Origin of the sequence: Janthinobacterium sp. BJB401 (assembly GCF_013372745.1) — a bacterium.
Lineage (GTDB): Bacteria > Pseudomonadota > Gammaproteobacteria > Burkholderiales > Burkholderiaceae_D > Janthinobacterium > Janthinobacterium rivuli.
On sequence record NZ_JABXFH010000026.1, the window covers coordinates 57960 to 83364 of the forward strand.

The following is a 25405-nucleotide window of genomic DNA, read 5'->3' on the forward strand; positions in this document are numbered from 1 at the left end:
GGCATGACCATGCTGCGCACCGCGTTCCTGTCGCTGTTGTTGTTGTCCGCGCCGCTGCCCGCGCTGGTGGCAGCGGCCGCGCCTGAAGTCGACTGCGTGGTGCCGTCCAAGCCGGGCGGCGCCATGGACCTGACCTGCAAGCTGGCGCAGAAAGGGCTGCTGCAGCCCGATCCGGCGGCGGCAGCGCCGTTCGCGTCCTCGGTGCGCATCAGCTATCTGCCGGGCGGCATCGGCGCGGTGGCGTGGCGCTCGATGGGGTCGCAGCGCCGGCGTGCCGAAGCCAACACCCTGGTGGTGTTTTCGGGCGGTTCGCTGCTGAACCTGGCGCAAGGCAAGTTCGGCAACGCCAAGACGGGCGACGTGCGCTGGGTGGCGGCGCTGGGCGCCGACTACGGCATGATCGCCGTGCGCAGCGACTCGCCCTACAAGAGTCTGGCCGACCTGATCGCCGCGCTCAAGCGCCACCCCGACAAGGTGCTGATCGGCGTGTCCGGCACCATCGGCAGCCAGGACTGGGTGAAGATGGCGCTGGTGGCGCGCCAGGCCGGCATCGACCCGAAAGTGCTGCGCTTCGTGGCGCTGGAAGGCGGCGGCGAGATATTCACGGCGATGCAGGCCAACTACGTGCAGGTGATGTCGGGCGACACATCGGAAGCGACCCTGAACGCGGGCGACAGCCATGCGCGCGTGCTGGCGGTGCTGTCGGAAAAGCGCTTGCCCGGCGTGCTGGCCAGCGTGCCGACGGCGCGTGAGCAGGGCGTCGACGTGGTCTGGCCTATCATCCGCGGCCTGTGGATGGGGCCGCAAGTGCCGGAGCAGGATTACCAGCGCTGGGTGGCCACGTTCGACCGTGCGATGGCCACGCCGCAGTTTGCCCAGTGGCGCACGCAATCGGGCATGTATCCGTTCGCGCTGACGGGCGACAAATTGACGCAGTACGTAAACCAGGCAGTCGAACGCTACTCCAGGCAGGCGGCCGAACTGGGCCTGATGCGCTGAATCCCATAGCAAACCATACAACAATCACAGACGGAGACAAACCATGCAAACCAAAACCATTCTCGCCATCGCCCTGGCCGCCGCTTTCGCGGGTAGCACCGGCGCCGCTTTCGCCCAGGTGCCGGCAGGTTATCCGGCCGATTACCAGAAAATCATCGACGCGGCCAAGAAGGAAGGCAAGGTGGTGATCTACAGCGCCACCGACAGCAAGGCCGCCGCGCCGCTGATCAAGGATTTCAGCGCCCTGTATCCCGGCATCTCGGTCGAATACAACGACATGAATTCGACGGAAGTGTACAACCGCTTCATTTCCGAAGTGGCCGCCGGCGGCAACACGGCCGACGTGATGTGGTCGTCGGCGATGGACTTGCAGATGCGCCTGGCCTCCGATGGCTACGCCCTGAAATACAAGTCGGTCGAAGCGGGCAAGATTCCCGGCTGGGCCATGTGGGACGACCAGGCCTACGGCACCACGTTCGAGCCTGCCGCCATCGTCTACAACAAGCGTTTGCTCGATCCGAAGGAAGTGCCGAAGAACCACGACGACTTCGTCAAGCTGATCGCCACGCCGAAATTCAAGGACAAGGTCACCACCTACGACATCGAAAAGTCGGGCGTGGGCTTCATGTTCATGTCGCAGGACGCGAAGGAATATCCGCAGTTCCTGGCGCTGCAAAACGCGTTTGGCACGGCCAAGGTGCGCGTGCAGTCGTCGACGGGCACCATGATGGAGCGCATTTCGTCGGGCGAAAACCTGATCGGCTACAACGTGCTGGGCTCCTACGCCCTGGTGCGGGCCAAAACCGATCCGTCGATCGGCGTGGTACTGCCCAAGGATTACACCCTGATCCTGTCGCGCGTGCAGTTCATCAACAAGAACGCGAAGAACGTCAACGCCAGCAAGCTGTGGCTCGACTACATCCTGTCGCACCGCGGCCAGACCATCATCGCGAACGGCGCCAAGCTGTTCGCCATCCGCGCCGACGTCACGGGCGAGACCACCTCGGCGGACCTGATCAAGGAAATCGGCGCGGCCAATGTCAAGCCGGTGCCCGTGCATCCGATCATCCTGCAATTCCTGGGACCTGCCAAGCGCATGGCATTCCTCAAGCAATGGAAAGAAACAGCCGGCAAGAAGTAACGCCGTTCTGGCCGTCCGCAGGCGCGTGCCCGCGGACGGATGCCGTACCCTTCATTCATTGGATTCATCATGCAAACTGCTATCTTGCCGCTGCCTGCACGGTCGCGCTCTCCCTTGTCGCGCCTGAACTGGCCGCGCGGCGTGGTCGTGGCGATCACCATGGTCGCCATTTTCCTGCCGCTGTTCCTGATTTTTTATCAGAGCTTTCTGAACGCGCCGTTTTTCATGCCGGTGCGCGAATTCGGCTTTGATTCCTATCGTTTCATCTTCGATGATCCCGATTTCTCGATGGCCTTCAAGAATGGCCTGATGCTTGCCTGCGGCCTGACCGTGATCGCCGTGCCGCTGGGCGGCATGCTGGCCTTCCTGATGGTGCGCACCGATTTGCCTGGCCGCGGCTGGGTGGCGCCGATGCTGCTGGTGCCGATCTTTGTGTCGCCGATGGTGATGGGTTTTGGCTACGTCGTCTCGATGGGGCCCGTGGGCTTCTACTCGGTCTGGGCCAAGGAGCTGTTCGGCTTCGTGCCCTGGAATATCTATTCCTTCACCAGCATCGTCATCATCGCCGGCCTGACGCACGTGCCGCACGTCTACCTGTATGCCTCGTCAGCGCTGAAAAGCCTGGGTTCGGACGTGGAAGAGGCGGCCCGCGTGGCCGGCGCTTCGCCGGTGCAGGTCATGCTCAACGTGTCGCTGCCGATGATCATGCCGGCGCTGGCGTATGCGGGCGTGCTGGTGTTCTTCCTCGGCTTCGAAGTATTCGGCCTGGTGCTGGTACTTGGCGATCCGGAAGGCCATCTGGTGCTGCCGACCTATCTGTACAAGCTGACGAATAAACTGGGCACGCCGTCGTACCACCTGATGGCCGCCGTCGCCGTCTGCCTGGTGATGGTGACCATGCCGCTGGTGATGATACAGCGCTGGCTGCTCAAGTCCGCCAACAAATATGTGTCGATCAAGGGCAAGGGCGCGCGCAGCAAGGCGATGCCGCTGGGCCGCTGGAAGTGGCTGGCGTTTGCCTTGCTGGCAGGCTGGCTGATCTTCACCATCATCCTGCCTTTGAGCGGCATCGTGCTGCGCTCCTTCGTGCAGTACTGGGGCGAGGGCGTGCATCTGGCCGACGTATTGACCTTGCAGCACTTCCGCGATATTTTCGACCAGCCATCGCTGGTGCGCGGCATCGTCAACACCATCCTGATCGGCGTCGTCGGCGGTGCGCTGGCCGTGGGCTGCTACAGCTTCATCGCGCTGGCCATGCACCGCAAGCAGGACGGCATTACGCGCCTGCTCGATTACAGCGTGCTGGTGCCGCGCGCCGTGCCGGGTTTGCTGGCCGGCCTGTCGTTCCTGTGGGTGTTCCTGTTCGTGCCGGCCTGGCTCGACGGCATATTGAAAGGCATGGACAACGGCGTGGCCCTGTGGCTGAGCGGTCATGTGATTCCCGTGCTGCGCGAAGTGCGCTCGACGATCTTCGCCCTGTGGCTCGCGTATTCAGTGGTGTGGATGGCCTACGGCATGCGCCTCATTTCCACCGCGCTGTTGCAAGTGGGCCCGGAACTGGAAGAGGCGGCGCGCGCCGTCGGCGCCAACCGTGGCCAGGTGACGCGCGACGTGACCCTGCCGCTGATCAAATACGGCTTGCTGGGCGCCTGGCTGATGGTGTTCCTGATCTTCGAACGCGAATATTCGACGGGCGTGTACCTGCTCTCGCCGGGCACGGAAGTGATCGGCGCCATGCTGGTGTCGCTGTGGGCGGGCGGCTCGACCGATCTGGTGGCGGCGCTGTCCTTCATCAATATCACCCTGGTGGCCATCGGCCTGGGCATCGCGCTGCGCTTCGGCGTGAAGTTACACAACTGAGCCGCATAACTAAATACAAAGACTGAGACCACATCATGAATGAATTGACCGTCAATGAGCTGTACCTGGACTACGGCACCGGCGCCTCCGCCAACCAGATCCTGAAGGGTGTCTCGATGCACCTGAAAAAAGGCGAAGTGGTCGCCTTGCTGGGGCCTTCGGGCAGCGGCAAGACCACCTTGCTGCGCGCCGTCGCTGGCCTGGAAAGCCCGAAGGCGGGCACGATCCAGATCGGCGAGCGCAATGTCTTCGATGGCGCGAAGCATTTCGAAATGCCGGCCGAGCACCGCAACCTGGGACTGGTGTTCCAGTCGTACGCGCTGTGGCCGCACAAGACCGTCTTCGACAACGTCGCCTACGGCCTCAAATTGCGCAAGATGGGCAGCACGGAAATCGCCGCGCGCATCAAGGAAGTGCTGACGCAGCTGGGCCTGGGTCACCTGGGCGAGCGCTATCCGCACCAGCTGTCCGGCGGCCAGCAGCAGCGCGTGGCGATCGCCCGCGCGCTGGTGTACAACCCGCCCGTGATCCTGCTCGACGAACCGCTGTCGAACCTGGACGCCAAGCTGCGCGAGGAAGCACGCGCCTTCTTGCGCGAATTGATCGTGCGCCTGGGCCTGTCGGCTCTGATGGTGACGCATGACCAGGGCGAGGCGATGGCCATTTCCGACCGTATCTTGCTGCTGAATAATGGCAAGATCGAGCAGCAGGGCACGCCGCAAAGCATGTATGAAACGCCGGACACCCTGTTCACGGCCGAATTCATGGGCAGTAACAACCGCCTTCCCGGCAAGGTGGTGCAGCGCGAAGGCAATCAGGTGCGCCTGCTGGTCGATGGCGCCTCCATGCAGGGCGTGGCGCGCGGCGCCAACGTGGGCACGGAGGTGACCACCATGATCCGCGTCGAGGAAGTCAAGATCAGCGCCACGCAGGTCGACAATGCCATCGAGCTGCCGCTGCTGACGTGCATGTACCTGGGCGACCGCTGGGAGTGCCTGTTCGAACGCGGCGGCGCCGAGAACATCAGCCTGCGCGCCTATTCGCGCCACAAGCTCGAAGCGGGCAAGTACTGGCTGCACATGCCGGCCGATAAGCTCTGGGTGTTTTAACGGTGACGAGGTGGCCACCCTGGCCACCTCGCCCATGCTGCCACGTCCTTAATTCCCCCGCACGACGATTTCCTGCGCTTTCGGTTCGCGCTGGCGCATGAAGCGCACGATGGAATCGACGCTGACGACGTCGATCTGGCGCGTCATGCGGCGCTCGAACGGGTGATCGTCAAAAGCGATATTCGCGCGGAACATGCGCGCGCCCAGGCGCGTGGCGGCGGGTATGCTCAGCGTTTGCGGCGCGTAGCTGGCGCTGCGCAGCCAGGCTTGCGCTTCGGCGCGCGTTTCTATTTTGCCAGGCTCGTTGCCGGCAGCGGCCAGGATTTCCAGCACCCACTGATTCGAGTTCTGGTATTTGGTGGAAAACGGGTAGGCCAGCATATTGTAGTGCGGCTCATGCATACGTTTGGGCGTGCTCGACGTCAGCAGGCGCGCCAGTTGCTGCTGCGTATCCTGGCCGGGAATCAGGATCAGGGATTCATACATGAACACATCATCCATGAAGAAATTGCCCAAGCCTTCATTGAACAGCGACGATTGCGCCGTGCCGCATTCGTTGAGTTCATGCACCACCAGCCAGCGCCCTTTCGGGTGGTCGCGCCAGGCCAGGGCCACGTGCGAATAACGCAAATTGTACTTCGACAGGTCCTGGCCGACGCGCGCCACCAGGGCCACTTGCGCGCCCGAGCCATCGAGCGCCTGCAAGGTTTTTTGCGCCAGGTCCATCGACTTGACGAGCGTGGTGGCGTCGGTGGGTTTTTCCTCGCACGAGCGCCCCGCATGGGCGGTGCCGGCCAGGGCCAGGCTGATGAGAATGGCAGACAGGCGTTTCATGGGTTCACGCTTTCGAATGGTGGAGGATGGCATTGCCGGCCGCATTCGGCACATAGGCGATGGCCTTGCCCGACAGCACCAGCATGTGTCCCGTCGAGACGGCCACCACCTGGACCACCGTGCCGGCCGCCAGCGACAGGCCCTGCGCGGCTTGCTTGCCCAGCTTGACCGATGCCGTGGCCGCCTTCGAGGCGCCCTTGGCCGTGCTTTTGAGCACGACGACGCTGCCGTCGGCCACGTCTTCCACCGTGTCGATGACGATTTCACCGGCGGCGGCCAGCACGGACATGGAGCCGATCAGCACGATGGCCGACGCTGTGCTGGCGTTGTCGGAGGCCCTGCTGGCATCGGAATTGGCGGCCTGCGATGTCAGGCTGACGGCGCACAGCAAGGTCATGGCGAGTAAGTGTTTCATGGATGTCCTGTTCTTCTTGATGGGGGCTTACACTTGGGAGTGATGCAGCAGTGCCTTGCCCAGTTCATTCGGGATGAAGGCGATGGCCTTGCCGGACAGCACCAGCATGTGGCCGGTGGACATCGCCACCACGCTGACCACCGTGCCGGCGGCCAGTGACAGGCCCTTGGCCGCTTGTGTGCTCATCTGTATCGACGCGCCACCGGCCTCGGACGCGCCCTTGAGCACGATGACGATGCCTTCACCTACCGTCTCCACGCTGGCAACGATGATCTGTCCGGAGGCGACCAGCATCGACATGGAACCGGCCACCACGATGGCGGAACCCTGGCTCAGGTTTTGCGATCCTTTCGACAGGTTTTCCGAGACGGCAGCATGGGCCGAACCCGCCATGGAAGCGGCCAGCAGCGACAAGGACAAGCAGATGGGTAGCAAGCGTTTCATGGATGTCTCCTTCTTGATATGCCTGATTGGCAGAGGCATGATTGTCGACGGCAGCATTTCGGTCAATCAAAACGCTACTCGTAGTGGGCAGTCATACTCATGGTATTACTTTTTGATACTATATTGGCTTGTAGTAATTAAAGGATCGCCATGCCCCAGACCCACGCCTTGATCGAAGCCCTGAAACGCCTGTTGAAAGCGCGCTCCGTCACGTATGCCGAACTGGCGCAGCGCATCGGCATATCCGAAGCCAGCGTCAAGCGCATGTTTTCGCAGAAGCAATTCACGCTGCAGCGGCTGGACCAGATCCTGGTCGCCATCGGCAGCGATTTCCAGCAACTGGCGCAGGCCGTACATGCGGCGCAGGCCACGCCGACCCTGATCACGGGGCTGACGTATGCGCAAGAGAAGGAAATCATCGACGATCCCAGGCTGTTCGTGGTGGCCGTCTCCGCCTTGAACCTGCTGCCGCTGGAACAGATCATCGCCATCTACGACATCAGCGAGGCGCAAGCCGTGAAATACCTGCTGCGTCTCGACAAGATCGGTTTTCTGGAACTGCTGCCGAATAACCGGGTCAAACTGCTGGTGGCGCGCACGTTTGCGTGGATACCGGACGGCCCTATCCACACGTATTTCAAAAAGGAAGCCTATGGCGACTATTTGAACTCGCAGTTCGATGGTGAGACGGAATTGCTGCGCCTGGTGAACGTGATGCTGTCGAAAAAATCCACGGCAGCCTTGCTCGAACGCCTGAAGCAAGTGGCCGTGGAATTCTCGCAGCAGCACCAGGAAGACGCGCGCCTGCCTGGTGATGAGCGCCTGGCCATCAGCTTCATGCTGGCGGCGCGGCCGTGGATGCCGCGGACGTTCAAGGCACTGCTGCGGCAGTGAGTCGGCGCGTGCCGCGTTCAGACGGTTAAGGTTAAGGTTAATGTTCCTGCTCCTGCTTGTCGGCACTGCCATGTTCCGCTTTCATCTGCGACAGCAAACGCCAGGCAAAAGAGCCCAGCACGGCCACGCCCAGCAGCAGTGCGGCCCACAGCGCGGCCAGGCGCCATGGCGCCCCGTCCTTTGTGACGGGTGCTGGTGCCTCTACGCCCCCGTTGGGTTTGAGCGGACCGGCGCTGGCAGTCTTGAGCGCCAGCAGTTCGTCCGCCCTGAAGCCGGGCGCCACCTGCGCCAGCGGTTGCGCAACGGCGGCGGCGTTGCTGTTGCCGAATGCCAGCTGATAGGGCGGCTTGCCGCTGGCCAGGAAAACGACGGTGGCCGGTGTCCAGCCCAGGCGCAAGGAGGGCGCATTGGCTGCGGGGACAGGATGTTCCGTGGAGGTCTGCAGCACCCATTCGTTTGTTTGCGTCACGGGCATGGCCAGGTCGCCCGAGATCCTTTCTTTGCCATCGAGGCCGATGCGGTAAAACGTGGTGCTCAGCAGGGGATCGAAATAGGCGCCTTGCGCGGGACGCGCCTGGTGGCGCAGGTGCAGCCGGTGCCGGGGAACATAGCTGTTCTGGCGATACACGCCCAGGGTTACGGGCAGTACCGTATTGGTCTGTGTCAATTGCAGGGCGATGCTGTCGGCGGGAATGGCGAGAGGAGTGGCGTAGCGCCATTCATTTGCCTGCTTGCCGGGCGCGCCTTGCAGCACGACGCTGGCGCGCGGTGGGGGGATGTCCGTTTCGCTGACGGCTTGCGCCGTAATCGCCGCAAAGGCCAGCGGTTCGCCTGCTTGCCAGCTCAGGCGCGCATAGCGAAACGCGCGTGGTGCAAAGGCGATGCTGTCGTTGGCCAGGGTTTGCGTGTCGCTGTTGCTGAGCCAATTCAGGGTGGTGGTGCCGATGGCGTCCCATTGCTTCAGGTCGTCGCTTACTTCCAGCAGCACTTGCGCACTGTAATTGTCCGTGCGGGGCGGCGGCGTGAAGCGCAAGGCGGCGATGCGCTTGTCTTGCGTTTGCTTGCCCAGATCGAGGATCAGCGCTTGCAGCGCCGCCGTCGCCGCGGCCGTGCCGGCGCGAGCGCTGACCGACAGCAAGCGGCCATCGTCGGCCGTGCGGATGTCGATGCCTTGCAAGCCGTCGCCAGTTGCCGGCGCGCCCGTCACCGGGAAAATGCGCACTGGAATGGCTGTCCGCTGTGTGGCCGATTGCGCGGGCGGCGCGCCGATGGCATAGGCCAGGCGCTTGCCGTCGGCGTCGAATAACCGAACGTCGGCCAGGCTGGCCGAGCTGGCGTGCAGGTAGACTTCCCTGGGCAATGTTAGCTGCACGACGCCGGCGCCGGCCGGCGACTGGATGGGCATGCTCCAGGCATAGTCCTGTGGCCGGTCCTGGCCAGGCGCGGCCAGCGCGGCGCCTGCCACCAGCAGGCTGCAGCAGATCAATGAGGCTTTCATGCGGCTCCTTGTTGCGGTTCGGCCGGCGCTGGCGCGGCAGCCTTGGGGAAGGGCGCCAGGTAGCCGATCAAGACCATCAGCAAGCCGACACCGACAAACGAGATGATGCGTTCGATGCCGCCCACGTTGGACAGGTCGATCAGAAACAGTTTCACGACTACCAGCCCCAGCAGCACGGCGCCCATGCTCCATTGCTGGCGCCGCTGCTGGCGCGCCGCGTGGCGCATCAGCAGCAGGGCCGTGACGCTCCACACGAGCGACAGCATCGCTTGCACGAACTGCGAGGCCAGCATGGCGTCAAAGGTATATGGCACGCCCAGGTAATGCGACACGGTGCGCAGCAGCATCAGGTTGAACCAGCCATACAGCAAGCACGCGGCCACGACAGGCAGGCGCGTTTGCCACACGGCGGGCAGCGGGATCTGGCCGGCCGGGAATAAACGGTAGCTGGCAATGGCCAGCAGGACGGCAAAGCCCGTGCTCAGGTCCAGCGGATTGAGCAGCGGCAAATAGGGCAGCGGGGCCATGGCGCCATCGTCGAAAATGTTCCATGCGGCGATCAAGAGCAGCGACCATGCCGCCGCCAGCGGGATCAGATAACGCTGGTACCACTCTGCAATCGGCGCCACTGGCCAGGCGTTCGCTCGGCAGCGGCGGATCAGCAAGGCCAGTACCAGCATCATGGCCCACGCCGGCAAGTAGCGGGCCCAGGCAGGGCTGACCTTGTCTTCATGCTGTGCCAGCCAGGCGCTGACATGCATGGCGCCAACCGGCCACAGCATCAGCCAGGGCGCGCTAGTGCGCAGCGTATGCAACAGGCGCAGCGCCCGCACGTCGAGTTGCCAGCCCGCTTGCGGCCAGGCCCGCAGCAGGTATTCGCCGGCCGCCAGGGCGCTGGCCAGGGCCAGCCAGCTCAAGCCCGTCGGCAGGTAATCGCGCAGGTACAGCGCCAGCAGCATGTTGACGCTCCACAAGCCCAGGCCGAGCCAGGCGGCGACGGTGAACCAGCGCAGCTGCGGCCAATCGAGGCGCCGCGCCAGGAGGGCGAACGCGGGCGTCGTGACGGATACGGCGATCAGGTACAGCGCCAGCCAGTGCTCGCCCGCGTGCGGCTGCACCGTCAGGTCGCCGTCGATCAGGCGCAGCAGCCAGCTGGTGAAGGGCACGAGGATGGCGGCAAACCACAGCAAGCCGCTCCACACCAGCAGGGGACGCGCTACCAGGGCCGGCAGTTCGTCGCCGCCGCGCGCGCGCAGCGCAAGGAAGCGGGCGCTGGCGAAGGCGGCGGCGCCCAGCAGCAGCGCGCTGAGGAAGGAGCCGTCGAACAGGCTGGCCGGGTGCTGGTCCCAGGCCCAGCTGGCGCGGCTGAGCATGACCATGCCGGCCAGCACCTGCACGGCCAGCAGCAGGGCGCGCGGCGCATGCCATTGTTCGCGCCGCGCCAGCGCCGCCAGCAGGGCTGCCACTGCCAGCGCGCTGACGGTCAGCAGGTTCAATTGCGTGGCGGCATCCGTGCGCAGCAGGATTTCCGTCCAGATGCCGCCCAGCAGCCAGACCGTGGCGGCCGTCAGGAACAGCACGGACAGGCTGCGCATGAACTCCGGGTGCAAGTGACTGCCGTGGCGGCGGAAATTGTAGGCCATCACCAGCGCGGCGGCGGCCAGCAGCGTGCAGCCGAGCCAGATGTTGGCGTCCAGGGCCGCTGCCGTATTGAGTTCCTGCATGGCGCCAAGGAAAGCCAGCCAGGCGGCCCCCTGCACCAGCAGACCGAAGACCCAGGCCAGTGTCTGGCGCTGGCGCAAGCCGACCCAGACGATGCCCGCGCCTTCCAGCGCCCAGGCGGCGGAGGTCCAGCGGCCATCCAATGCGAACGGGATGGCCAGGGTGCCGAAGACGATGCCCAGCGCGAGGAAGGCTTCGGCCAGCAGTTTGAAGCCGTTCCTGCGCCACAGGGCCACGGCCAGTCCCGTGTAGGTCAAGCCGGCAAGCAGCGCGGAAAACGCCAGGCCGAAGTCAAAGTGCCGCACCAGGCCATATTGCAGGCCCATGGCCGCCAGCGGCGTGCCGAACACGAGCGTGCCATCCACGTAATGCTTCAAGCGTGGCGCCTGGCGCGCGCAGTAGGCAATCGCGATGCCGATATAGAACAGCACGAACAGGATCAAAAACAGCTGCGTCGACAGATAGTGCTCGGGCGTGTAGCGTAGCAGGCCCCAGGTGGTGGCGACGACAAAGGTAAAGCCAAAGCTCAGCACATTCAGCACGCGCCAGGCGCGTTTCAGAGCGATGGCGAAGACGCCCGCGTTGAGCAGCGCGTAATAGCTGAACAGGCCGATATGGTTGCCGCTGCCCGTCGATACGAGCAGGGGCACGGCAAAGCCGCCGACGATGCCGAAGACGGCCAGCCAGACGGCGTTTTGCAGCACGGCCAGCAAACACGTGAACGCCGTCAGCACGAACAGCACGGCAAACGCCATGCCGGCCGGAATCAGTTCATACAGGCGGAAGGCGCCAAACGTCACCAGCATCAATATCGCCAGCGCCGTGCCCTGCAGCGGCAGGCTGATGCCGGGACGGCTGATGCGGATGCGCCAGGCCCAGGCCAGCAGGGCGATGTCGGCCAGCGCGATGCCGGCCAGGCGCAGCTCGATGGGCAGCGTGACCTGCGCCGACACGTACTTGAGCAGGAAGCTGACGCCGAGGAAGAGGATCAGCAAGCCCAGCTTGGCGACCAGGTTGCCCGTGAACAGCCAGTTCTTCGCCCTGGCAACGAGACCGTTCGGGTGCGCGATCCAGGACGGGGTGTTGGGGACGGCAGGGGCGGCAGGGGCGGACTTGGGGAGGATTGGCGGGGCAGGCGGAACTGGTTTCGGCGGCACGGGTGCGGCTGGCGCGGGGGCTGCTGCCGGCGCGGCCTTCGCCACTTCGGCCACCTTGATCGCAGCGGCTTGGGGCGCGGGTGGGGGCGCCGGCACGGCCACTGGCGCCACGCTGGCAGACGCGGCCGCTGGTGCTTCGGCGCGCCCTTCCAGCGTGTGCAGGCGTGCCTGCACGCTGTCGACGTCCTTGCGCAGGCGCGCCGTCAGCAATTCCAGATCGGCCACTTTCCTGCGGTATTGCAGCACCTGCACGAAGGCGGTGATCAGCAAGCCAAATATGATCAGCGATATCAATCCAAACATGGGGCAGCTTTCCTGGATGGTCAGGGCGAAGGCGCCCGATGTATGCGCACATTACCTTATTATCAAGAAAAAGGCGTTTTTTGTTGTGCCATGGAAGTAGTAGGGTGCGGGGCCAGCATGGCGCGGCGCGGTGCTTTACGTATTGATGCCAAGCAAGATGACGACATTCAGATTGTCGTGCGCAAGATAGTGCTGTATTTTAGCAATTCCTTAATTGCCCGTTCCCCATGCCATGAGTCAAAGCAGCCAGTTTTCCTTATTGTCGCAGCGCCGTTTCGGGCCCTTCTTCTGGACCCAGTTCTTTGGCGCCTTCAACGACAATCTGTTCAAGACGGCCCTGATGGTGATCCTCGCCTACGATGCGCTGAGCTGGACCACGCTCGACCCGTCCACCATCACCAACCTGATCCCAGGCCTGTTCATTTTGCCGTATGTCGTGTTTTCGGCCACGGCGGGCCAGCTGGCCGACAAGTTTGAAAAGGCGGGCCTGGCCCGCTTCGTGAAATGGATGGAACTGGCCATCATGGCCGTGGCCGCCGCTGGCTGGATGACGCATACCCTGTGGCTGCTGGTGGCCGCTGTGGTGGGCATGGGCGTGCATTCGACCCTGTTCGGCCCCGTCAAGTATGCCTACCTGCCGCAGCAGCTCAAACCCGAGGAATTGGTCGGCGGCAATGGCCTGATCGAGATGGGGACGTTTGTCGGCATTTTGTTGGGCGAAATCCTCGGCGCCGTCTTGATCGTGCACAAGCCGCTGGGCGTGGAGCTGGTGGCCGGCGCGACCATCGCCGTGGCCGTGTTCGGCCTGCTCGCCAGCTACCGCGTGCCGCGCACGCCGGCGCCCGAGCCGGACTTGAAGGTGAGCCTGAATTTCGTCGCCGAATCGTTCCGCAACCTGAATTTTTCGCGCAAGAACCGTCCCGTCTTCCTGGCCATGCTGGGCAACTCCTGGTTCTGGTTTTACGGCGCCCTGATCCTGGCCCAGTTCCCCGTGTATTCCAAGGATTTCCTGCATGGCGACCATAGCGTGTTCGTGCTGCTGCTGACCGTGTTTTCCGTCGGCATCGGCACGGGTTCGCTGCTGTGCGAGCGCCTGTCCGGCCACAAGATCGAAATCGGCCTGGTGCCGTTCGGCTCCATCGGCCTGTCGCTGTTCGGCATCGACCTGTATTTCGCCAGCAATGCGTATGCGAATACGCAAGTGGTCGACGCGCTGGCGTTCGTCAGCCAGGCGGGCGTGCCGCGCATTCTGATCGACATCGTCATGATCGGCGTCTTCGGCGGCTTCTTCATCGTACCCCTGTTCGCCCTGATCCAGACGCGCTGCGATCCGAAACACATTTCGCGCACGATCGCCGGCATGAATATCCTGAACGCGCTGTTCATGGTGGCGGCGGCCGGCGTGGCCATCGTGCTGCTGGGACAAGGGTTTACGATTCCGCAGCTGTTCCTCGTCACAGCCATCCTGAATGCGCTGGTGGCCGCCTACATCTTCTCGCTGGTGCCGGAATTCCTCATGCGTTTCCTCGCGTGGATATTGATCCAGACCGTGCACAGGGTCAAAGTCGTCGATGGCGAGCGCATCCCCACGGAAGGGGCGGCCGTGCTGGTGTGCAACCACGTCAGCTATGTGGATGCCATCGTCATCATGGCGGCCAGCCCTCGCCCCATCCGTTTCGTCATGGACCACCGCATCTTCAAAATGCCGCTGATGGGCTGGATTTTCCGCACGGCCAAGGCGATTCCCATCGCGCCGGCCAAGGAAGATCCTTTCCTGATGGAAAAAGCGTTTATTGATATCGCGCAAGCGCTGCATGAGGGCGAGCTTGTCTGCATCTTCCCGGAAGGCAAGCTGACGCGCACCGGCCAGATCAGCGAATTCAAGGGCGGCATTGCGAAGATAGTCGAGCGCAGCAAGGTGCCCGTGATTCCGCTGGCGCTGCGCGGCTTGTGGGGGCATCTGTTGAGCCATCGCAACGGCCATTTGTTCGAGCGCGCCTTCAAGGCGGGCTTGCGCTCGCGTTTGTCGCTGGCCGTCGGCATGCCCGTGGCACCCGAGGCCGCCACGCCGGAACTGCTGCAACAGAAAGTGCAGGAATTGCGCGGCAAGTGGAAATAAGCGCTATTGCGTCTGCGTAGCCGCACCTGCCTGCCGCGCGAGGTGTGCGCGGAGCAGGGCGGCAATGGCGTCGAAATCCACCGGTTTCGTCAGGTGGTGGTCGAAACCGGCTTGTTCCGTGCGTGAGCGCGCCTCGCTTTGGCCCCAGCCCGTCAGGGCGATCAGCAGTACGTCGCGCCCTTGCGCACGCTGGCGTATCTGGCGCGCCGCTTCATAACCATCCATGTCCGGCATGCCCAGGTCCATCACCACTAGTTGCGGCCACGCCATGTCGACGGCCGCCAGCGCCTGCACGCCGCCATACGCGACCTTGGCGGCATAGCCTTCGAGCTGGAACAGGCTTTGCAAGGAATCGGCCGCATCGAGGTTGTCGTCCACCACCAGCACTTGCACGGGCTCGCTTGCGCCGGTGGGGGGCTCCTGGACGGCAGCCGGCGGCATGACGGCCGGGGCGTCGCCGGCGCTGGCCGGCAAGGTGACGATGAAGCGGCTGCCGCGGCCGGGGCCGTCGCTGTAGGCGTCGATGCTGCCGCCATGCATTTCGGCAAATTGGCGCGCCAGGCTCAGGCCGATGCCCAGGCCGCTGGCCATCTGGCCCTCCACCGTGCGCCCCTGTTCGAACATGGAAAAGATGCGCGCGATGGCGTCCGGTTCGATGCCGATGCCATTGTCTTCGATCATCACCTGCAGCAGGCCCTGTGCCAGGCGCACCGTGATGTGGATGTGCCCGCCGTCCGGCGTAAACTTCACAGCATTCAACACGAGATTGGCAAATATCTGCACCACCCTGGCATAGTCGGCGTGCAGCGTGATGGGCAGCGGCGGCAACGCCTGCGTGATGCTGATGTGCCGGCTGTCGGCGGCGGCCTGACACAGTTCCATCACATGGTCGAGCACTTGTTGCAATTCAATATCCTCGCGCTGCAGCAGTACCTTGCCGCTGGTGATGCGCGCCACGTTGAGCAAGTCATCCACCAGCCGCGTCAGGTGCGTCACCTGGCGCTCGATCACGCCGCTCACTTTGCCGATCTGCTCCGATGCCGGGTACAGGTGCTTGAGCAGGGCCACCGAAGTCTTGATGGGCGCCAGCGGATTGCGCAGTTCATGTCCGAGGCTGGCAAGAAATTCGTCTTTGCGCCGCTGCGTCTCGCGCACCTGGTACTGGCGCTGGCGCGCGCGCAGCATGGCATGGGCCGAGGTGATCAGTGTCAGTATGTGCACGGGGCGTTCCAGCAGGGTCAGGTTGCCCAGGGTGGCGACGGCTTGCTGCAAGGGCAGCGAATCGAGGCCCGCGTGCGTCAGCAGGAGGATGGGCAAATCGGACCAGTCCGGCTGCTGGCGGGCGTAGGCGTCGAGCACGGCGTAGGCGCCAGCGTGCAAGGCCTCGTCCACCGTCAGCACGCCGCCGGCGCCCAGCGCCAGCTGCTCGGCCATCTCGCCGGCGGAGCGGCAGGCGTGGCTGGCGATGGCTTCGCCGGCGAGTACCCTGGCGGCCAGGGCGGCGTCCTGGCCGCCAGGTGCGTAAATCAGGATGCGCTGCTCCATGGCCGTTCCTAGGGGAAGGGCGTGCCGCCGATGGTGGGCAAGCCCGACAGGATGCCGTGAAAGCCGGCCAGGGCCGGGCCGATGCGGATGCCCTGCGGGCTGATCTCGAAGCGGCGGATGCTGCGCTCGTGCGCGCTGCCGCGCTTCTTGAACACGGAAATGGCTTGCCGCACCTCGCCTTCCGTTTCGTAGTAGCGCAGCATGATGACGCTGTCGGCCAGGTAGCTGGCGTCGGCCGCCGTCGTCATCGAGGTGCCCAGCATGTTTTGCTGCACCCCGACGAGCAGGGTGGCCACGCCGCGCTGGCTCAGGTAATTGAGCAGTTCATGCAGATAGGTGCTCTGGAAACGTTCATCGGGCACCGCATGCATGTAGCCGTTCAGACTATCGATGACGATGACCCGCGCGCCCCTTTCTGCCGCGTCGACGACGGCCTGGGCGAATTCTCCCGGGGCCAGCTCGGCCGGATCGATTTGCTGTGCGCTCAGCAGGCCGGAGTCGAGCGCCGCCTGCAGGCGCATGCCGACGCTGTCGGCGCGGTTCAGCAGCTTGCTGCGCGCTTCCTCGAACAGGAACATGGCGCACGGTTCGCCGCGCGTTGTTGCCGCGTGCACGAATTGCGCCGCCAGGGTGGACTTGCCGCTGCCGGCCGGGCCGGAAATGAGCGTGCTCATGCCTTCTTCCAGGCCGCCGCCTGTCATGGTGTCGAGTTCGGGTACGCCGCTCGACAGGCGCTGATGGCCGCCATCGCGGCGCGTGTCGGCCGCCACCAGGCGCGGATAGACGACCAGGCCGTCACGGGCGATCTTGTAGTCGTGCGTGCCGCGGCGAAACGGCACGCCCCGGTATTTCACCACCCGCACGCGGCGCCGGTCATTGCCATAGTCCTGGTTTTGCAGCTCCAGCGAAATGACGCAATGGGCCACGCTACGCACTTGCAAGCCGTCGTCCAGCGCCGAACGGTCATCGATCAGCAGGGTGGTGCAGTGCCGGCTGGCCAGGTATTGTTTCAACGCCACCACCTGGCGCCGGTAGCGCAGGGGGTTTTCCGCCAGCAATTGCAGTTCGGACAGCGAATCGAGCACGAGGCGCGCAGGGCGATGCTTTTCGATGGCGGCCAGGATGCGCTGGTTGGTCGAGGCCAGTTCGATTTCAGACGGGTGGAAGATGGTGTACTGGCGCTCGGGGTCGAGGATGTCGTCGCTGGGCGCCACCTCTTCGATGGCGATGCCGGCCAGGTCCCAGCCATGCGACAGGGCCGCGCCGCGCAGCTCGATCTCGGATTCCGCCAGGGCAATATACAGCACCGGCACGCCGTTGCGCGCCCCTTCGGCCAGAAATTGCAGCGCCAGGGTGGTCTTGCCCGTGCCGGGCACGCCTTCGACCAGGTACAGGCGCTCGGCCAGCAAGCCGCCATCGAGTATGGCGTCGAGGCCGGCGACGCCGGTCGACAGCAGTGGCGGCGCCTCCGTGCTGCGCGCGCCATCCTGCTGTCTTGTATGTCGCTCCTGTGCTGTCATCGTTGCGCCCCCGCTTGCCACGCTGTGGTCACGTGTTGGTCACGCGTTGCTCAATATACTAGCGCGTCCGCTGTGGCATGTCTTTTCGATACCATTGGTAAATATTCATGGCGATCTGGCGTGTGTGCGCCAGGCAGTGTTGTGCGCGCGATCAAGGCTTCAGCAAAGAACGCATTACCCTGCTACAGTATTCATTCAATCCAACTTTCCGCATTGCCGTTTTGCCGCCGCCCGCCAGCTCCCTGTTCGAACTGGCTGACGTGCAGACGCTGTCGCTGTCTTCATTTTATTGCTTCATTGATAATTTAATTCGCTTGATAGTTACTATGTTTCAATTGTAACGATGCTTGACGATTTTAGAATGATCGTTCATTCTTTGATCTGCGTTAATAAATTTAGTCATTTCTAACGACACTAGCCAGCTTCTTTTTCAGAAAGTCCAAGATGCAACCAACCTTTTCCCTGACGTCGCCGCGTACGAGCGGCGCTATTGCCGTTCTGTGCGCCACTGTAATCATGGCCGGCTGCAGTAAAAAACAGGAAGCACCTCACGCGCAGCAAGCGCCACAGGTGGTCGTGTTTACTGTTAATCCGGCCGCGTTGCCGATGAGCGCCGAATTGCCCGGCCGTACGAATGCCTACCAGGTCGCCGATGTGCGCCCGCAAGTCGGTGGCTTGATCCAGAAGCGCCTGTTCGTCGAAGGCAGCGATGTGAAAGCGGGCACGGCCCTGTATCAGATCGATTCCGCCACGTACCAGGCGGCCGCCAATTCGGCCAAGGCCGCGCTGTCGAAAGCCAAGGCCAACTTGCTGACGGCCGGCCCGAAAGCGTCGCGCTACAAGGAACTGGTTGCCATCGAAGGCGTGAGCCGCCAGGAATACGATGATGCCGTCGCCGCGTTCGAGCAAGCCAAGGCAGACGTCGAGTCCGCCACTGCGGCGCTGGAATCGGCGAACATCAACCTGCGCTACAGCACCGTGACGGCGCCGATCAGCGGCCGCACCAGTCGCTCGACCGTGACGGCCGGCGCGCTGGTCACGGCGGGCCAGGCGGAAGCCCTGACCACGGTGCAGCAACTCGATCCGATCTACGTCGACGTGACGCAGTCGAGCACGGACTTGCTGCGCCTGAAGCGCCAGATGGCCGACGGCTCGCTGAAAAAAGTCGGCGAAGGCCAGGCCAAGGTTGACTTGCTCCTGCCGGACGGCAGCAAGTACAGCGAATCGGGCAAGCTGCAGTTTTCTGGCGTGAGCGTCGATCCGACCACCGGCAACGTGGTCTTGCGCGCGCTGTTCCCGAACCCGAAAGGCGAATTGCTGCCAGGCATGTACGTACGTGCTCAGCTGGAAACGGGCGTCGATGAAAAAGCCATCACCGTGCCGCAAGTGGGCGTGACGCGCAACCAGAAGGGCCAGGCAACGGCCCTGATCCTGAACAAGGAAAACAAGGTCGAGCAACGCGTGCTGACTACCAGCGGCACCGTCGGCACCAACTGGCTGGTGACGTCCGGCCTGGCCGCAGGCGACCGCGTGATCGTGGAAGGCTTGCAAAAAGTCAAGCCAGGCGCCCCCGCCGTTGCCGTGCCGGCCAAGGCTGAAGCTGCTCCTGCGCCTGCCGCTGCCGCTTCTGCCGCAGCATCGGCTGCCAGCGCCCACTAATTCAGGAGAATATTAATGGCCCGTTTTTTCATTGACCGCCCGATTTTTGCCTGGGTGGTCGCGATCGTCATCATGCTTGCCGGCGTGATTTCGATCCTCAGCCTGCCGATCGCGCAGTACCCGAGCATTGCCCCGCCGTCGATTTCGATCAGCGGCTCCTACCCTGGCGCCTCCGCCAAGACCGTGGAAGACGCCGTCACCCAGGTTATCGAACAAAAGATGAAGGGCATCGACGGCTTGCGTTACATGTCCTCGTCGAGCGATGCGACTGGCGGCATCAGCATCACGCTGACGTTTACCAGCGGCACCAATCCCGACATCGCCCAGGTGCAGGTACAGAACAAGCTGCAGCTGGCTACGCCACTGCTGCCGACGGCTGTCACGCAACAGGGTCTCGTCGTGTCGAAAGCGACCAAGAACTTCCTGATGGTGTTCGGCTTCATTTCCGAAAACGGCAAGATGGACCAGACCGACTTGAGCGACTATGTGGCCGCCAACGTCGTCGATCCGCTCAGCCGCGTGCCGGGCGTGGGCGACGTGACACTGTTCGGTTCGCAGTACGCGATGCGCATCTGGCTTAATCCGGCCAAGCTGCAAAGTTTCAACCTGACCCCGGCGGACGTGATCACGGCCGTGCAGGCGCAGAATGCGGAAGTGTCGGCCGGTGAACTGGGCGGCACGCCGTCCATCAAGGGCCAGCAGCTGAACGCCACCGTGTCGGCGCAAAGCCGCTTGCAAACGGTGGAACAGTTCGGCGCCATCTTGCTGAAAACCACGACCGACGGCGCCATGGTGCACCTGAAGGATGTGGCCAGCATGGAACTGGGCCGCGAGAACTACAACACCGTGGCTCGCTACAACGGCCATGCGGCAACCGGCGTGGCGATCAAGCTGGCGACGGGCGCCAACGCGCTCGATACGGCCAACGCGGCGAAAGCCATGCTGGGCAACCTGAGCAAGCAATTCCCTGAAGGCATGAGCTACCAGGTGGCGTTCGACACGACCCCGTTCGTGAAACTGTCCATCGAAGAAGTGGTCAAGACCCTGGTCGAAGCCGTCATCCTGGTGTTCCTGGTGATGTATTTGTTCCTGCAGAACTTCCGCGCCACCCTGATCCCGACCATGGCCGTGCCGGTCGTGCTGCTCGGTACCTTCGGCATCCTGAACGCGTTCGGTTACTCGATCAATACGCTCACCATGTTCGCCATGGTGCTGGCCATCGGCTTGCTGGTCGATGATGCGATCGTGGTGGTGGAAAACGTCGAGCGCGTGATGAGCGAAGAGGGCTTGTCGCCGCTGGAAGCGACGCGCAAGTCCATGACGCAGATCACGGGCGCGCTGGTCGGTATCGCCATGGTGCTGTCGGCCGTGTTCGTGCCGATGGCCTTCTTCGGCGGTTCGACGGGCGTGATTTACCGTCAGTTCTCGATCACGATCGTGTCGTCGATGGTGCTGTCCGTCATCGTCGCGCTGGTGTTTACGCCAGCCCTGTGCGCCACCTTGCTCAAACCGGTCGAAAAAGGCCATCACGCGACCAACAAGGGTTTCTTCGGCTGGTTCAACCGCAGTTTCGATAGCAGCAGCAACAAGTACCAGGGCCTGGTCGGCAGCATGATCCGCCACCGCGCCCGTTCGATGCTGTTGTACGTGTTGTTGCTGGCAGGCCTGGTGTTCGTCTTCATGCGCCTGCCGACCTCCTTCCTGCCGGAAGAAGACCAGGGCATCCTGTTTACGCAGATTCAATTGCCGACGGGCGCCACGCAAGAGCGCACCCTGAAAGTGATCGAACAGGTCGAAGACCACTTCATGAACAGCGAGAAAGACAACGTCGCTTCCGTGTTTGCCGTCGCCGGTTTCAGCTTCGGCGGTAACGGCCAGAATACGGGTATCGCCTTCGTGCGCCTGAAAGACTGGTCGCTGCGCAAGGATGTGGCGCAAAAAGCGCCGGCAGTTGCCGGTCGCGCCATGGGCAAGTTGTTGCAGATCAAGGATGCGATGGTGTTTACGTTTGCTCCGCCTGCCGTGCTGGAACTGGGTAACGCCACCGGTTTCGACATGCAGCTGCAGGATATCGGCGGTGTCGGCCATGACGCCCTGATGGCGGCGCGTAACCAGTTGCTGGGCATGGCGTCGCAGAATCCGGCCATGGTCGGCGTGCGCCCGAACGGCCAGGAAGATACGCCGCAGTACAAGATCGACATCGACCAGCAAAAAGCGACCGCGCTGGGCTTGCAGATATCGGAAATCAACCGCGTGCTGAGCGTCGGCTGGGGTAGTTCGTATGTGAACGACTTCCTCGACCGTGGCCGCGTGAAGAAAGTGTTCATCCAGGGCGACGCCAGTTCGCGCATGCTGCCGGAAGACTTGAACAAGTGGTTCGTGCGCAATACCGCTGGCCAGATGGTGCCGTTCTCGGCCTTCGCCACCGGCAAGTGGATTTACGCGTCGCCACGCCTGGAACGCTACAACGGCTTGCCGTCGGTAGAGATCCTGGGTACGCCGGCGCCGGGCCAGAGCACGGGCGCCGCCATGAACGCGATGGAAGAAATGGTCGCCAAGCTGCCGCCTGGCATCGGCTTCAGCTGGACCGGCGTGTCGCTGGAAGAGCGCGAATCCGGTTCGCAGACGCCGCAGCTGTATGCGCTGTCCTTGCTGATCGTGTTCCTGTGCCTGGCCGCGCTGTATGAAAGCTGGTCGATTCCGTTCTCCGTGCTGCTGGTGGTACCGCTGGGCGTGATTGGCGCCGTGCTGGGCACCTGGTTCTTCGGCCTGTCGAACGACGTGTACTTCCAGGTGGGCTTGCTCACGGTGGTGGGCCTGTCGGCGAAGAATGCGATTTTGATCGTCGAGTTTGCCAAGGAAATGCAGGAATCGGGCATGTCGCTGCTGGACGCGACCTTGCATGCGGTGCGTCTGCGTCTGCGTCCGATTCTGATGACCTCGATTGCCTTCGGCCTGGGCGTGTTGCCACTGGCCATTTCCAGCGGCGCCGGTTCCGGCAGCCAGAACGCCATCGGTATCGGCGTGCTGGGCGGTATGTTGACGGCCACGTTCCTCGGTATCTTCTTCGTGCCGGTGTTCTTCGTGCTGGTGCGCGGCTTCTTCTCGAAGCCGGACGCGCCCGCCACGCCGGCGACGCCTGGTTCGCCAGCCGTCACGCTTTCTAAGGATGCGCATTAATATGAAAAAAACGCTACTCTCCATGGCGGCACTGGCCTTGCTGGCCGGTTGCAGCCTGGCTCCCACGTACGAGCGTCCGGCAGCGCCGGCGCCCACCGCGTGGCCGACCGGTCCTTCCTACAAGGCCGACACGGCCGCCGCCGACGCCAAGCCGGTGGCGGACGTCGCTTGGCGCGAGTTCTTTGCCGATGCGCGTTTGCGCCAGGTACTGGAACTGGCGCTGGCCAACAACCGCGACCTGCGCGTCTCGATCCTGAACATCGAGAAGGCGCGCGCCACCTACGGCATCGAACGCGCCGCGCTGATCCCGACCCTGTCGGCGTCCGGTGGCCAGTCGGCCACGCGCATCTCGAAAAACCAGAGCGCCACGGGCGAAGCGTCCATCAATCGCCAGTACACGGCGAACCTGGGCGTGTCGGCGTATGAGCTGGATTTCTTCGGCCGCGTGCGCAGCCTGTCCGACAGCGCGCTGGAACAATACCTGGGCACGGAAGAAGCACGCCGTGCGCAGCAGATCAGCCTGGTGGCCGAAGTGGCCAGCACCTATCTGAACCTGGTGGCCGACCAGCAGCGCCTGCGCGTGGCGCAAGATACCTTGAAGAGCCAGCAGTCGTCGTATGACCTGGCCGTGCGCCGCTTCAGTGCCGGTGCGACTTCCGGCCTGGACAAGTACGATGCCCAGACCAGCGTCGAGTCGGCCCGTTCCGACGTGGCCGTCTACACGAGCCAGGTTGCGCTGGATCAAAACGCGCTGGTGCTGCTGGTGGGCGGCCCCGTGCCGGCCGACCTGCTGCCGCCAGCCGAGTTCGGCGCCGTGACGGCCCTGGCGGACATTCCGTCCGGCGTGCCGTCGGATGTGCTGCAACGCCGTCCCGACGTGCTGGCGGCCGAGCGCACCTTGCGCGCGGCCAACGCCAACATCGGCGCGGCGCGCGCGGCCTTCTTCCCGCGCATTTCGCTGACGGCGACGGCGGGTTCGGTCAGCGACAACCTGTCCGGCCTGTTCAAGGCGGGCAGCGGCACCTGGAGTTTCTTGCCGCAGATCAGCTTGCCGATCTTCGATGGCGGCGTGAACCGCGCCAACCTCGATATCGCCAAGGTGCAGCGTGAAATCTCCGTGGCGCAATACGAAAAAGCGATCCAGATCGCCTTCCGTGAAGTGTCCGATGCGCTGGCCCAGCGCGGCACCATCGACGAGCGCCTGCAGTCGCAGGTCTCGCTGGTCGAGGCGTCGACGAAGAGCTACACCATCCACGACGCGCGTTACAAGCAGGGCGCCGAGTCCTACCTGAACGCCCTGGTGGCCCAGCGCGCGCTGTACACGGCGCAGCAAAGCCTGATCACGGCGCGCCTGGCCAAATCGACCAACCTGGTGACCTTGTACAAGGTGCTGGGCGGCGGCTGGCAGCCTGAGCAGACAGCCGTCGCGGCGGCTGGCGGCGCCCAATAATCACGGGGACGCCGACGCCGGCCTTGCCCTTGTCCGCAGGGGCAAGGCCGGCGCGCTACTGGAAAATCATGAACCAAGTTGAAAAGAAGCATCCGGATTCCGAGCGCGCCAACACGCGGCGCAAGCAGGTGCTCGATGCGGCCGAAAGCTGCTTCAGCCGCCGCGGCTTCCACGGCGCCAGCATGGCCGAGATCTCGAAAGCGGCCGGCATGAGTGCGGGCCACATCTATAATTATTTTGACAGCAAGGATGCGATAATCGCCGCCTTCGTGCTGAAGAATATGGAGCGTGTCACCAACCTGATGCAGGATCTGGCGCAGCGCGAAGATCCGCTGCAGGCCGTGATCGACAATGCTGGCGAGCATGTGCTGGAAAGTCTGGATCCGAAAACGTGGGTGATGCCGCTCGAGATTTTTGCCGAAGCATCGCGCAATCCCGTCATTGCTGAAATGCTGCATTGCGCGGACGTGCGCTCGCGCAAGCTGTTTCTCTCCATCATACGGGATGCGCGCATCAAGCGCGGCTTGCCGGCCGACGAAGAGATGCTGGAAGGGCGACTCAATACCATGATCGCCATGTACCAGGGCTTGCCCGTGCGGGCGGTGCACAATCCCGACATGAAGGTCGAACCCCTGATCGCCGGTTTCCGCATCGTCCTGACGGCGCTGCTGCTGAACGAATAGGGCGCCTGGACGGGCCATGCAAAAAAGTTTGCGCAGTTCGATATGAATCATGCGCAAAGCATGGCAAAAACCTAAAAGCCTCTGCTATAATTCCCACCTCGTCGGGGCGTAGCGCAGCCTGGTAGCGTACATGCATGGGGTGCATGGGGTCGGAAGTTCGAATCTTCTCGCCCCGACCATTAGATTCAAGGAGTTACGGCGCAAGCTGTATGAAACCCGGTACCGTATATTGGACATTGGTCTGGTATCGGTGCCGGGTTTTTCCGTTTACGCGACGTATGATTTGCGCATCGCCGCATGCCGATGGCTGCGATCGGCTGTCAGAAGCGGTCATTGCCGGAGTTTGATTGATTATTATTTTTATGCCTTTCTACGCCAGCCATGGCGTTCACCCCGCCATTCAGGGAGGTGGCACCTTCCATTGTGGCCGATTGCTTGACGATCAGGTTTTTCATGACGATCAGGTCGCCCGTGCAGATGGTGCTGTGCACGTTCGACGTGACCTTGTTGGCCGTGATGTTGGCGGTATCGTCGGGCAGCTTGGCTGTCGGGGTAATGCGTAGTGTGGATGCTGTCGCTGGTGTCTGGCGTGTTAAATTCCTGCGAGTACAGGGAGGGCAAGATAATGCCGCGCGTCATGTCGCCGCCCGGGGAAAAGATAATCACCTGTTCGCCGACCAGGTGCGCGTGCTGCTGGCGCGCAGTGTGGCTCGGTTCAGCCATTCGGTGGTGAGGCTCGGCCCAAGCCGCACGCTCGCCTTGTCCCCTTTGACCTCGGCAATGGTGCCTAGGCGGCTCACGTTTTGCAGCAAGCGGGTGAGATCGGACAGGTCGGCGTTCATGCAGTGCATGTTGCCGAAGTCCGCGTGCGGA

The 25405-nt window shown here is 63.3% G+C and carries 19 protein-coding genes, 1 tRNA gene and 1 pseudogene; 12 read left to right on the forward strand and 9 right to left on the reverse strand.

What is annotated here, in order from left to right:
• Positions 1-3 precede the first annotated feature (3 nt).
• The 4 genes from HWE17_RS17385 to HWE17_RS17400 all read left to right on the forward strand — a co-directional run bounded on the left by HWE17_RS17385 (position 4) and on the right by HWE17_RS17400 (position 5109).
• Positions 4-999, forward strand: a complete 996-nt coding sequence (locus tag HWE17_RS17385) for a tripartite tricarboxylate transporter substrate binding protein (protein ID WP_176389578.1) — start codon at positions 4-6, stop codon at positions 997-999.
• Positions 1000-1042: 43 nt separating this feature from the next.
• Positions 1043-2140: an ABC transporter substrate-binding protein gene (locus tag HWE17_RS17390; RefSeq protein WP_176389579.1), complete on the forward strand. Its 1098-nt coding sequence runs from the start codon at positions 1043-1045 to the stop codon at positions 2138-2140.
• Positions 2141-2209: 69 nt separating this feature from the next.
• The gene (locus HWE17_RS17395) at positions 2210-4000 is read left to right on the forward strand and encodes an iron ABC transporter permease (RefSeq protein WP_035820976.1); all 1791 of its coding nucleotides are present in this window, start codon (positions 2210-2212) and stop codon (positions 3998-4000) included.
• 35 nt (positions 4001-4035) lie between these two features.
• On the forward strand, positions 4036-5109 hold the full coding sequence (locus HWE17_RS17400) for an ABC transporter ATP-binding protein (RefSeq protein ID WP_046685768.1): 1074 nt from the start codon (positions 4036-4038) through the stop codon (positions 5107-5109).
• A 48-nt stretch (positions 5110-5157) separates the two neighbouring features.
• Here HWE17_RS17400 and HWE17_RS17405 read toward each other — a convergent pair whose 3' ends face one another.
• Genes HWE17_RS17405 through HWE17_RS17415 form a run of 3 tightly spaced genes read right to left on the reverse strand, consistent with a single transcriptional unit; the run spans position 5158 to position 6802 of the window.
• Complete coding sequence (locus HWE17_RS17405; protein WP_176389580.1) at positions 5158-5943, reverse strand: DUF2145 domain-containing protein; 786 nt, start codon at positions 5941-5943, stop codon at positions 5158-5160.
• 4 nt (positions 5944-5947) lie between these two features.
• Positions 5948-6358, reverse strand: a complete 411-nt coding sequence (locus HWE17_RS17410; protein WP_176389581.1) for a hypothetical protein — start codon at positions 6356-6358, stop codon at positions 5948-5950.
• A 27-nt stretch (positions 6359-6385) separates the two neighbouring features.
• Entirely contained in the window at positions 6386-6802 is a 417-nt protein-coding gene (locus HWE17_RS17415) for a hypothetical protein (RefSeq protein ID WP_051958932.1), read from the reverse strand.
• Between the two features lie 150 nt (positions 6803-6952).
• Here HWE17_RS17415 and HWE17_RS17420 point away from each other — a divergent pair, with 150 nt between their 5' ends.
• Positions 6953-7696, forward strand: coding sequence for a helix-turn-helix transcriptional regulator (locus tag HWE17_RS17420; protein ID WP_035820941.1), 744 nt, complete (start codon positions 6953-6955; stop codon positions 7694-7696).
• A 37-nt stretch (positions 7697-7733) separates the two neighbouring features.
• On the opposite strand, the gene HWE17_RS17425 is transcribed toward HWE17_RS17420, so the two are convergent.
• Together HWE17_RS17425 and HWE17_RS17430 are read right to left on the reverse strand one after the other, a co-directional pair.
• The gene (locus HWE17_RS17425) at positions 7734-9194 is read right to left on the reverse strand and encodes a DUF3999 family protein (protein ID WP_176389582.1); all 1461 of its coding nucleotides are present in this window, start codon (positions 9192-9194) and stop codon (positions 7734-7736) included.
• Positions 9191-12376, reverse strand: a complete 3186-nt coding sequence (locus tag HWE17_RS17430; RefSeq protein ID WP_176389583.1) for a DUF2339 domain-containing protein — start codon at positions 12374-12376, stop codon at positions 9191-9193. Before HWE17_RS17430 ends, HWE17_RS17425 begins: the two co-directional genes overlap by 4 nt.
• A 232-nt stretch (positions 12377-12608) precedes the next feature.
• Here HWE17_RS17430 and HWE17_RS17435 point away from each other — a divergent pair, with 232 nt between their 5' ends.
• On the forward strand, positions 12609-14495 hold the full coding sequence (locus tag HWE17_RS17435) for an MFS transporter (RefSeq protein ID WP_176389584.1): 1887 nt from the start codon (positions 12609-12611) through the stop codon (positions 14493-14495).
• Positions 14496-14498: 3 nt separating this feature from the next.
• Here HWE17_RS17435 and HWE17_RS17440 read toward each other — a convergent pair whose 3' ends face one another.
• Both HWE17_RS17440 and HWE17_RS17445 read right to left on the reverse strand, forming a co-directional pair.
• Positions 14499-16040, reverse strand: a complete 1542-nt coding sequence (locus tag HWE17_RS17440) for an ATP-binding protein (RefSeq protein ID WP_176389585.1) — start codon at positions 16038-16040, stop codon at positions 14499-14501.
• A gap of 8 nt (positions 16041-16048) precedes the next feature.
• Positions 16049-17560, reverse strand: a complete 1512-nt coding sequence (locus tag HWE17_RS17445; protein WP_176389586.1) for an ATPase domain-containing protein — start codon at positions 17558-17560, stop codon at positions 16049-16051.
• Positions 17561-17667: 107 nt separating this feature from the next.
• Here HWE17_RS17445 and HWE17_RS17450 point away from each other — a divergent pair, with 107 nt between their 5' ends.
• The 6 genes from HWE17_RS17450 to HWE17_RS17475 all read left to right on the forward strand — a co-directional run bounded on the left by HWE17_RS17450 (position 17668) and on the right by HWE17_RS17475 (position 24711).
• Positions 17668-17901, forward strand: a complete 234-nt coding sequence (locus HWE17_RS17450) for a hypothetical protein (RefSeq protein ID WP_176389587.1) — start codon at positions 17668-17670, stop codon at positions 17899-17901.
• Between the two features lie 103 nt (positions 17902-18004).
• Positions 18005-19219: an efflux RND transporter periplasmic adaptor subunit gene (locus HWE17_RS17455; protein ID WP_278316634.1), complete on the forward strand. Its 1215-nt coding sequence runs from the start codon at positions 18005-18007 to the stop codon at positions 19217-19219.
• A gap of 15 nt (positions 19220-19234) precedes the next feature.
• Positions 19235-22399: an efflux RND transporter permease subunit gene (locus HWE17_RS17460; protein WP_035820931.1), complete on the forward strand. Its 3165-nt coding sequence runs from the start codon at positions 19235-19237 to the stop codon at positions 22397-22399.
• A 1-nt stretch (position 22400) separates the two neighbouring features.
• Positions 22401-23849 carry an AdeC/AdeK/OprM family multidrug efflux complex outer membrane factor gene (gene adeC / locus HWE17_RS17465; protein WP_035820929.1) on the forward strand — a complete coding sequence of 483 codons (1449 nt, stop codon included), beginning with the start codon at positions 22401-22403 and terminating at the stop codon, positions 23847-23849.
• Between the two features lie 68 nt (positions 23850-23917).
• Positions 23918-24532 carry a TetR/AcrR family transcriptional regulator gene (locus tag HWE17_RS17470; RefSeq protein WP_176389588.1) on the forward strand — a complete coding sequence of 205 codons (615 nt, stop codon included), beginning with the start codon at positions 23918-23920 and terminating at the stop codon, positions 24530-24532.
• Positions 24533-24634: 102 nt separating this feature from the next.
• Positions 24635-24711: transfer RNA gene (locus HWE17_RS17475), tRNA-Pro, on the forward strand.
• 181 nt (positions 24712-24892) lie between these two features.
• Here the strand turns inward: HWE17_RS17475 and HWE17_RS28965 are convergent.
• Complete coding sequence (locus HWE17_RS28965) at positions 24893-25255, reverse strand: phage baseplate assembly protein V (RefSeq protein WP_176389589.1); 363 nt, start codon at positions 25253-25255, stop codon at positions 24893-24895.
• Positions 25195-25405 (reverse strand): annotated as a pseudogene (locus HWE17_RS17485) (phage baseplate assembly protein V); the annotation flags it as partial. The pseudogene HWE17_RS17485 and the gene HWE17_RS28965, both read right to left, overlap by 61 nt.

Bases quoted from the DNA above. Each gene is read 5' to 3' on its own strand.
- HWE17_RS17455 (WP_278316634.1), top strand. From the start codon at position 18,005: ATGCAACCAACCTTTTCCCTGACGTCGCCGCGTACGAGCGGCGCTATT.
- HWE17_RS17435 (WP_176389584.1), top strand. From the start codon at position 12,609: ATGAGTCAAAGCAGCCAGTTTTCCTTATTGTCGCAGCGCCGTTTCGGG.
- HWE17_RS17445 (WP_176389586.1), bottom strand. From the start codon at position 17,560: ATGACAGCACAGGAGCGACATACAAGACAGCAGGATGGCGCGCGCAGC.
- HWE17_RS17420 (WP_035820941.1), top strand. From the start codon at position 6,953: ATGCCCCAGACCCACGCCTTGATCGAAGCCCTGAAACGCCTGTTGAAA.
- HWE17_RS17400 (WP_046685768.1), top strand. From the start codon at position 4,036: ATGAATGAATTGACCGTCAATGAGCTGTACCTGGACTACGGCACCGGC.
- HWE17_RS17440 (WP_176389585.1), bottom strand. From the start codon at position 16,040: ATGGAGCAGCGCATCCTGATTTACGCACCTGGCGGCCAGGACGCCGCC.
- HWE17_RS17430 (WP_176389583.1), bottom strand. From the start codon at position 12,376: ATGTTTGGATTGATATCGCTGATCATATTTGGCTTGCTGATCACCGCC.
- HWE17_RS17415 (WP_051958932.1), bottom strand. From the start codon at position 6,802: ATGAAACGCTTGCTACCCATCTGCTTGTCCTTGTCGCTGCTGGCCGCT.
- HWE17_RS17425 (WP_176389582.1), bottom strand. From the start codon at position 9,194: ATGAAAGCCTCATTGATCTGCTGCAGCCTGCTGGTGGCAGGCGCCGCG.
- HWE17_RS17405 (WP_176389580.1), bottom strand. From the start codon at position 5,943: ATGAAACGCCTGTCTGCCATTCTCATCAGCCTGGCCCTGGCCGGCACC.
- HWE17_RS28965 (WP_176389589.1), bottom strand. From the start codon at position 25,255: ATGGCTGAACCGAGCCACACTGCGCGCCAGCAGCACGCGCACCTGGTC.
- HWE17_RS17460 (WP_035820931.1), top strand. From the start codon at position 19,235: ATGGCCCGTTTTTTCATTGACCGCCCGATTTTTGCCTGGGTGGTCGCG.
- HWE17_RS17385 (WP_176389578.1), top strand. From the start codon at position 4: ATGACCATGCTGCGCACCGCGTTCCTGTCGCTGTTGTTGTTGTCCGCG.
- HWE17_RS17450 (WP_176389587.1), top strand. From the start codon at position 17,668: ATGGCGATCTGGCGTGTGTGCGCCAGGCAGTGTTGTGCGCGCGATCAA.
- HWE17_RS17470 (WP_176389588.1), top strand. From the start codon at position 23,918: ATGAACCAAGTTGAAAAGAAGCATCCGGATTCCGAGCGCGCCAACACG.
- HWE17_RS17390 (WP_176389579.1), top strand. From the start codon at position 1,043: ATGCAAACCAAAACCATTCTCGCCATCGCCCTGGCCGCCGCTTTCGCG.
- HWE17_RS17410 (WP_176389581.1), bottom strand. From the start codon at position 6,358: ATGAAACACTTACTCGCCATGACCTTGCTGTGCGCCGTCAGCCTGACA.
- HWE17_RS17395 (WP_035820976.1), top strand. From the start codon at position 2,210: ATGCAAACTGCTATCTTGCCGCTGCCTGCACGGTCGCGCTCTCCCTTG.
- adeC (WP_035820929.1), top strand. From the start codon at position 22,401: ATGAAAAAAACGCTACTCTCCATGGCGGCACTGGCCTTGCTGGCCGGT.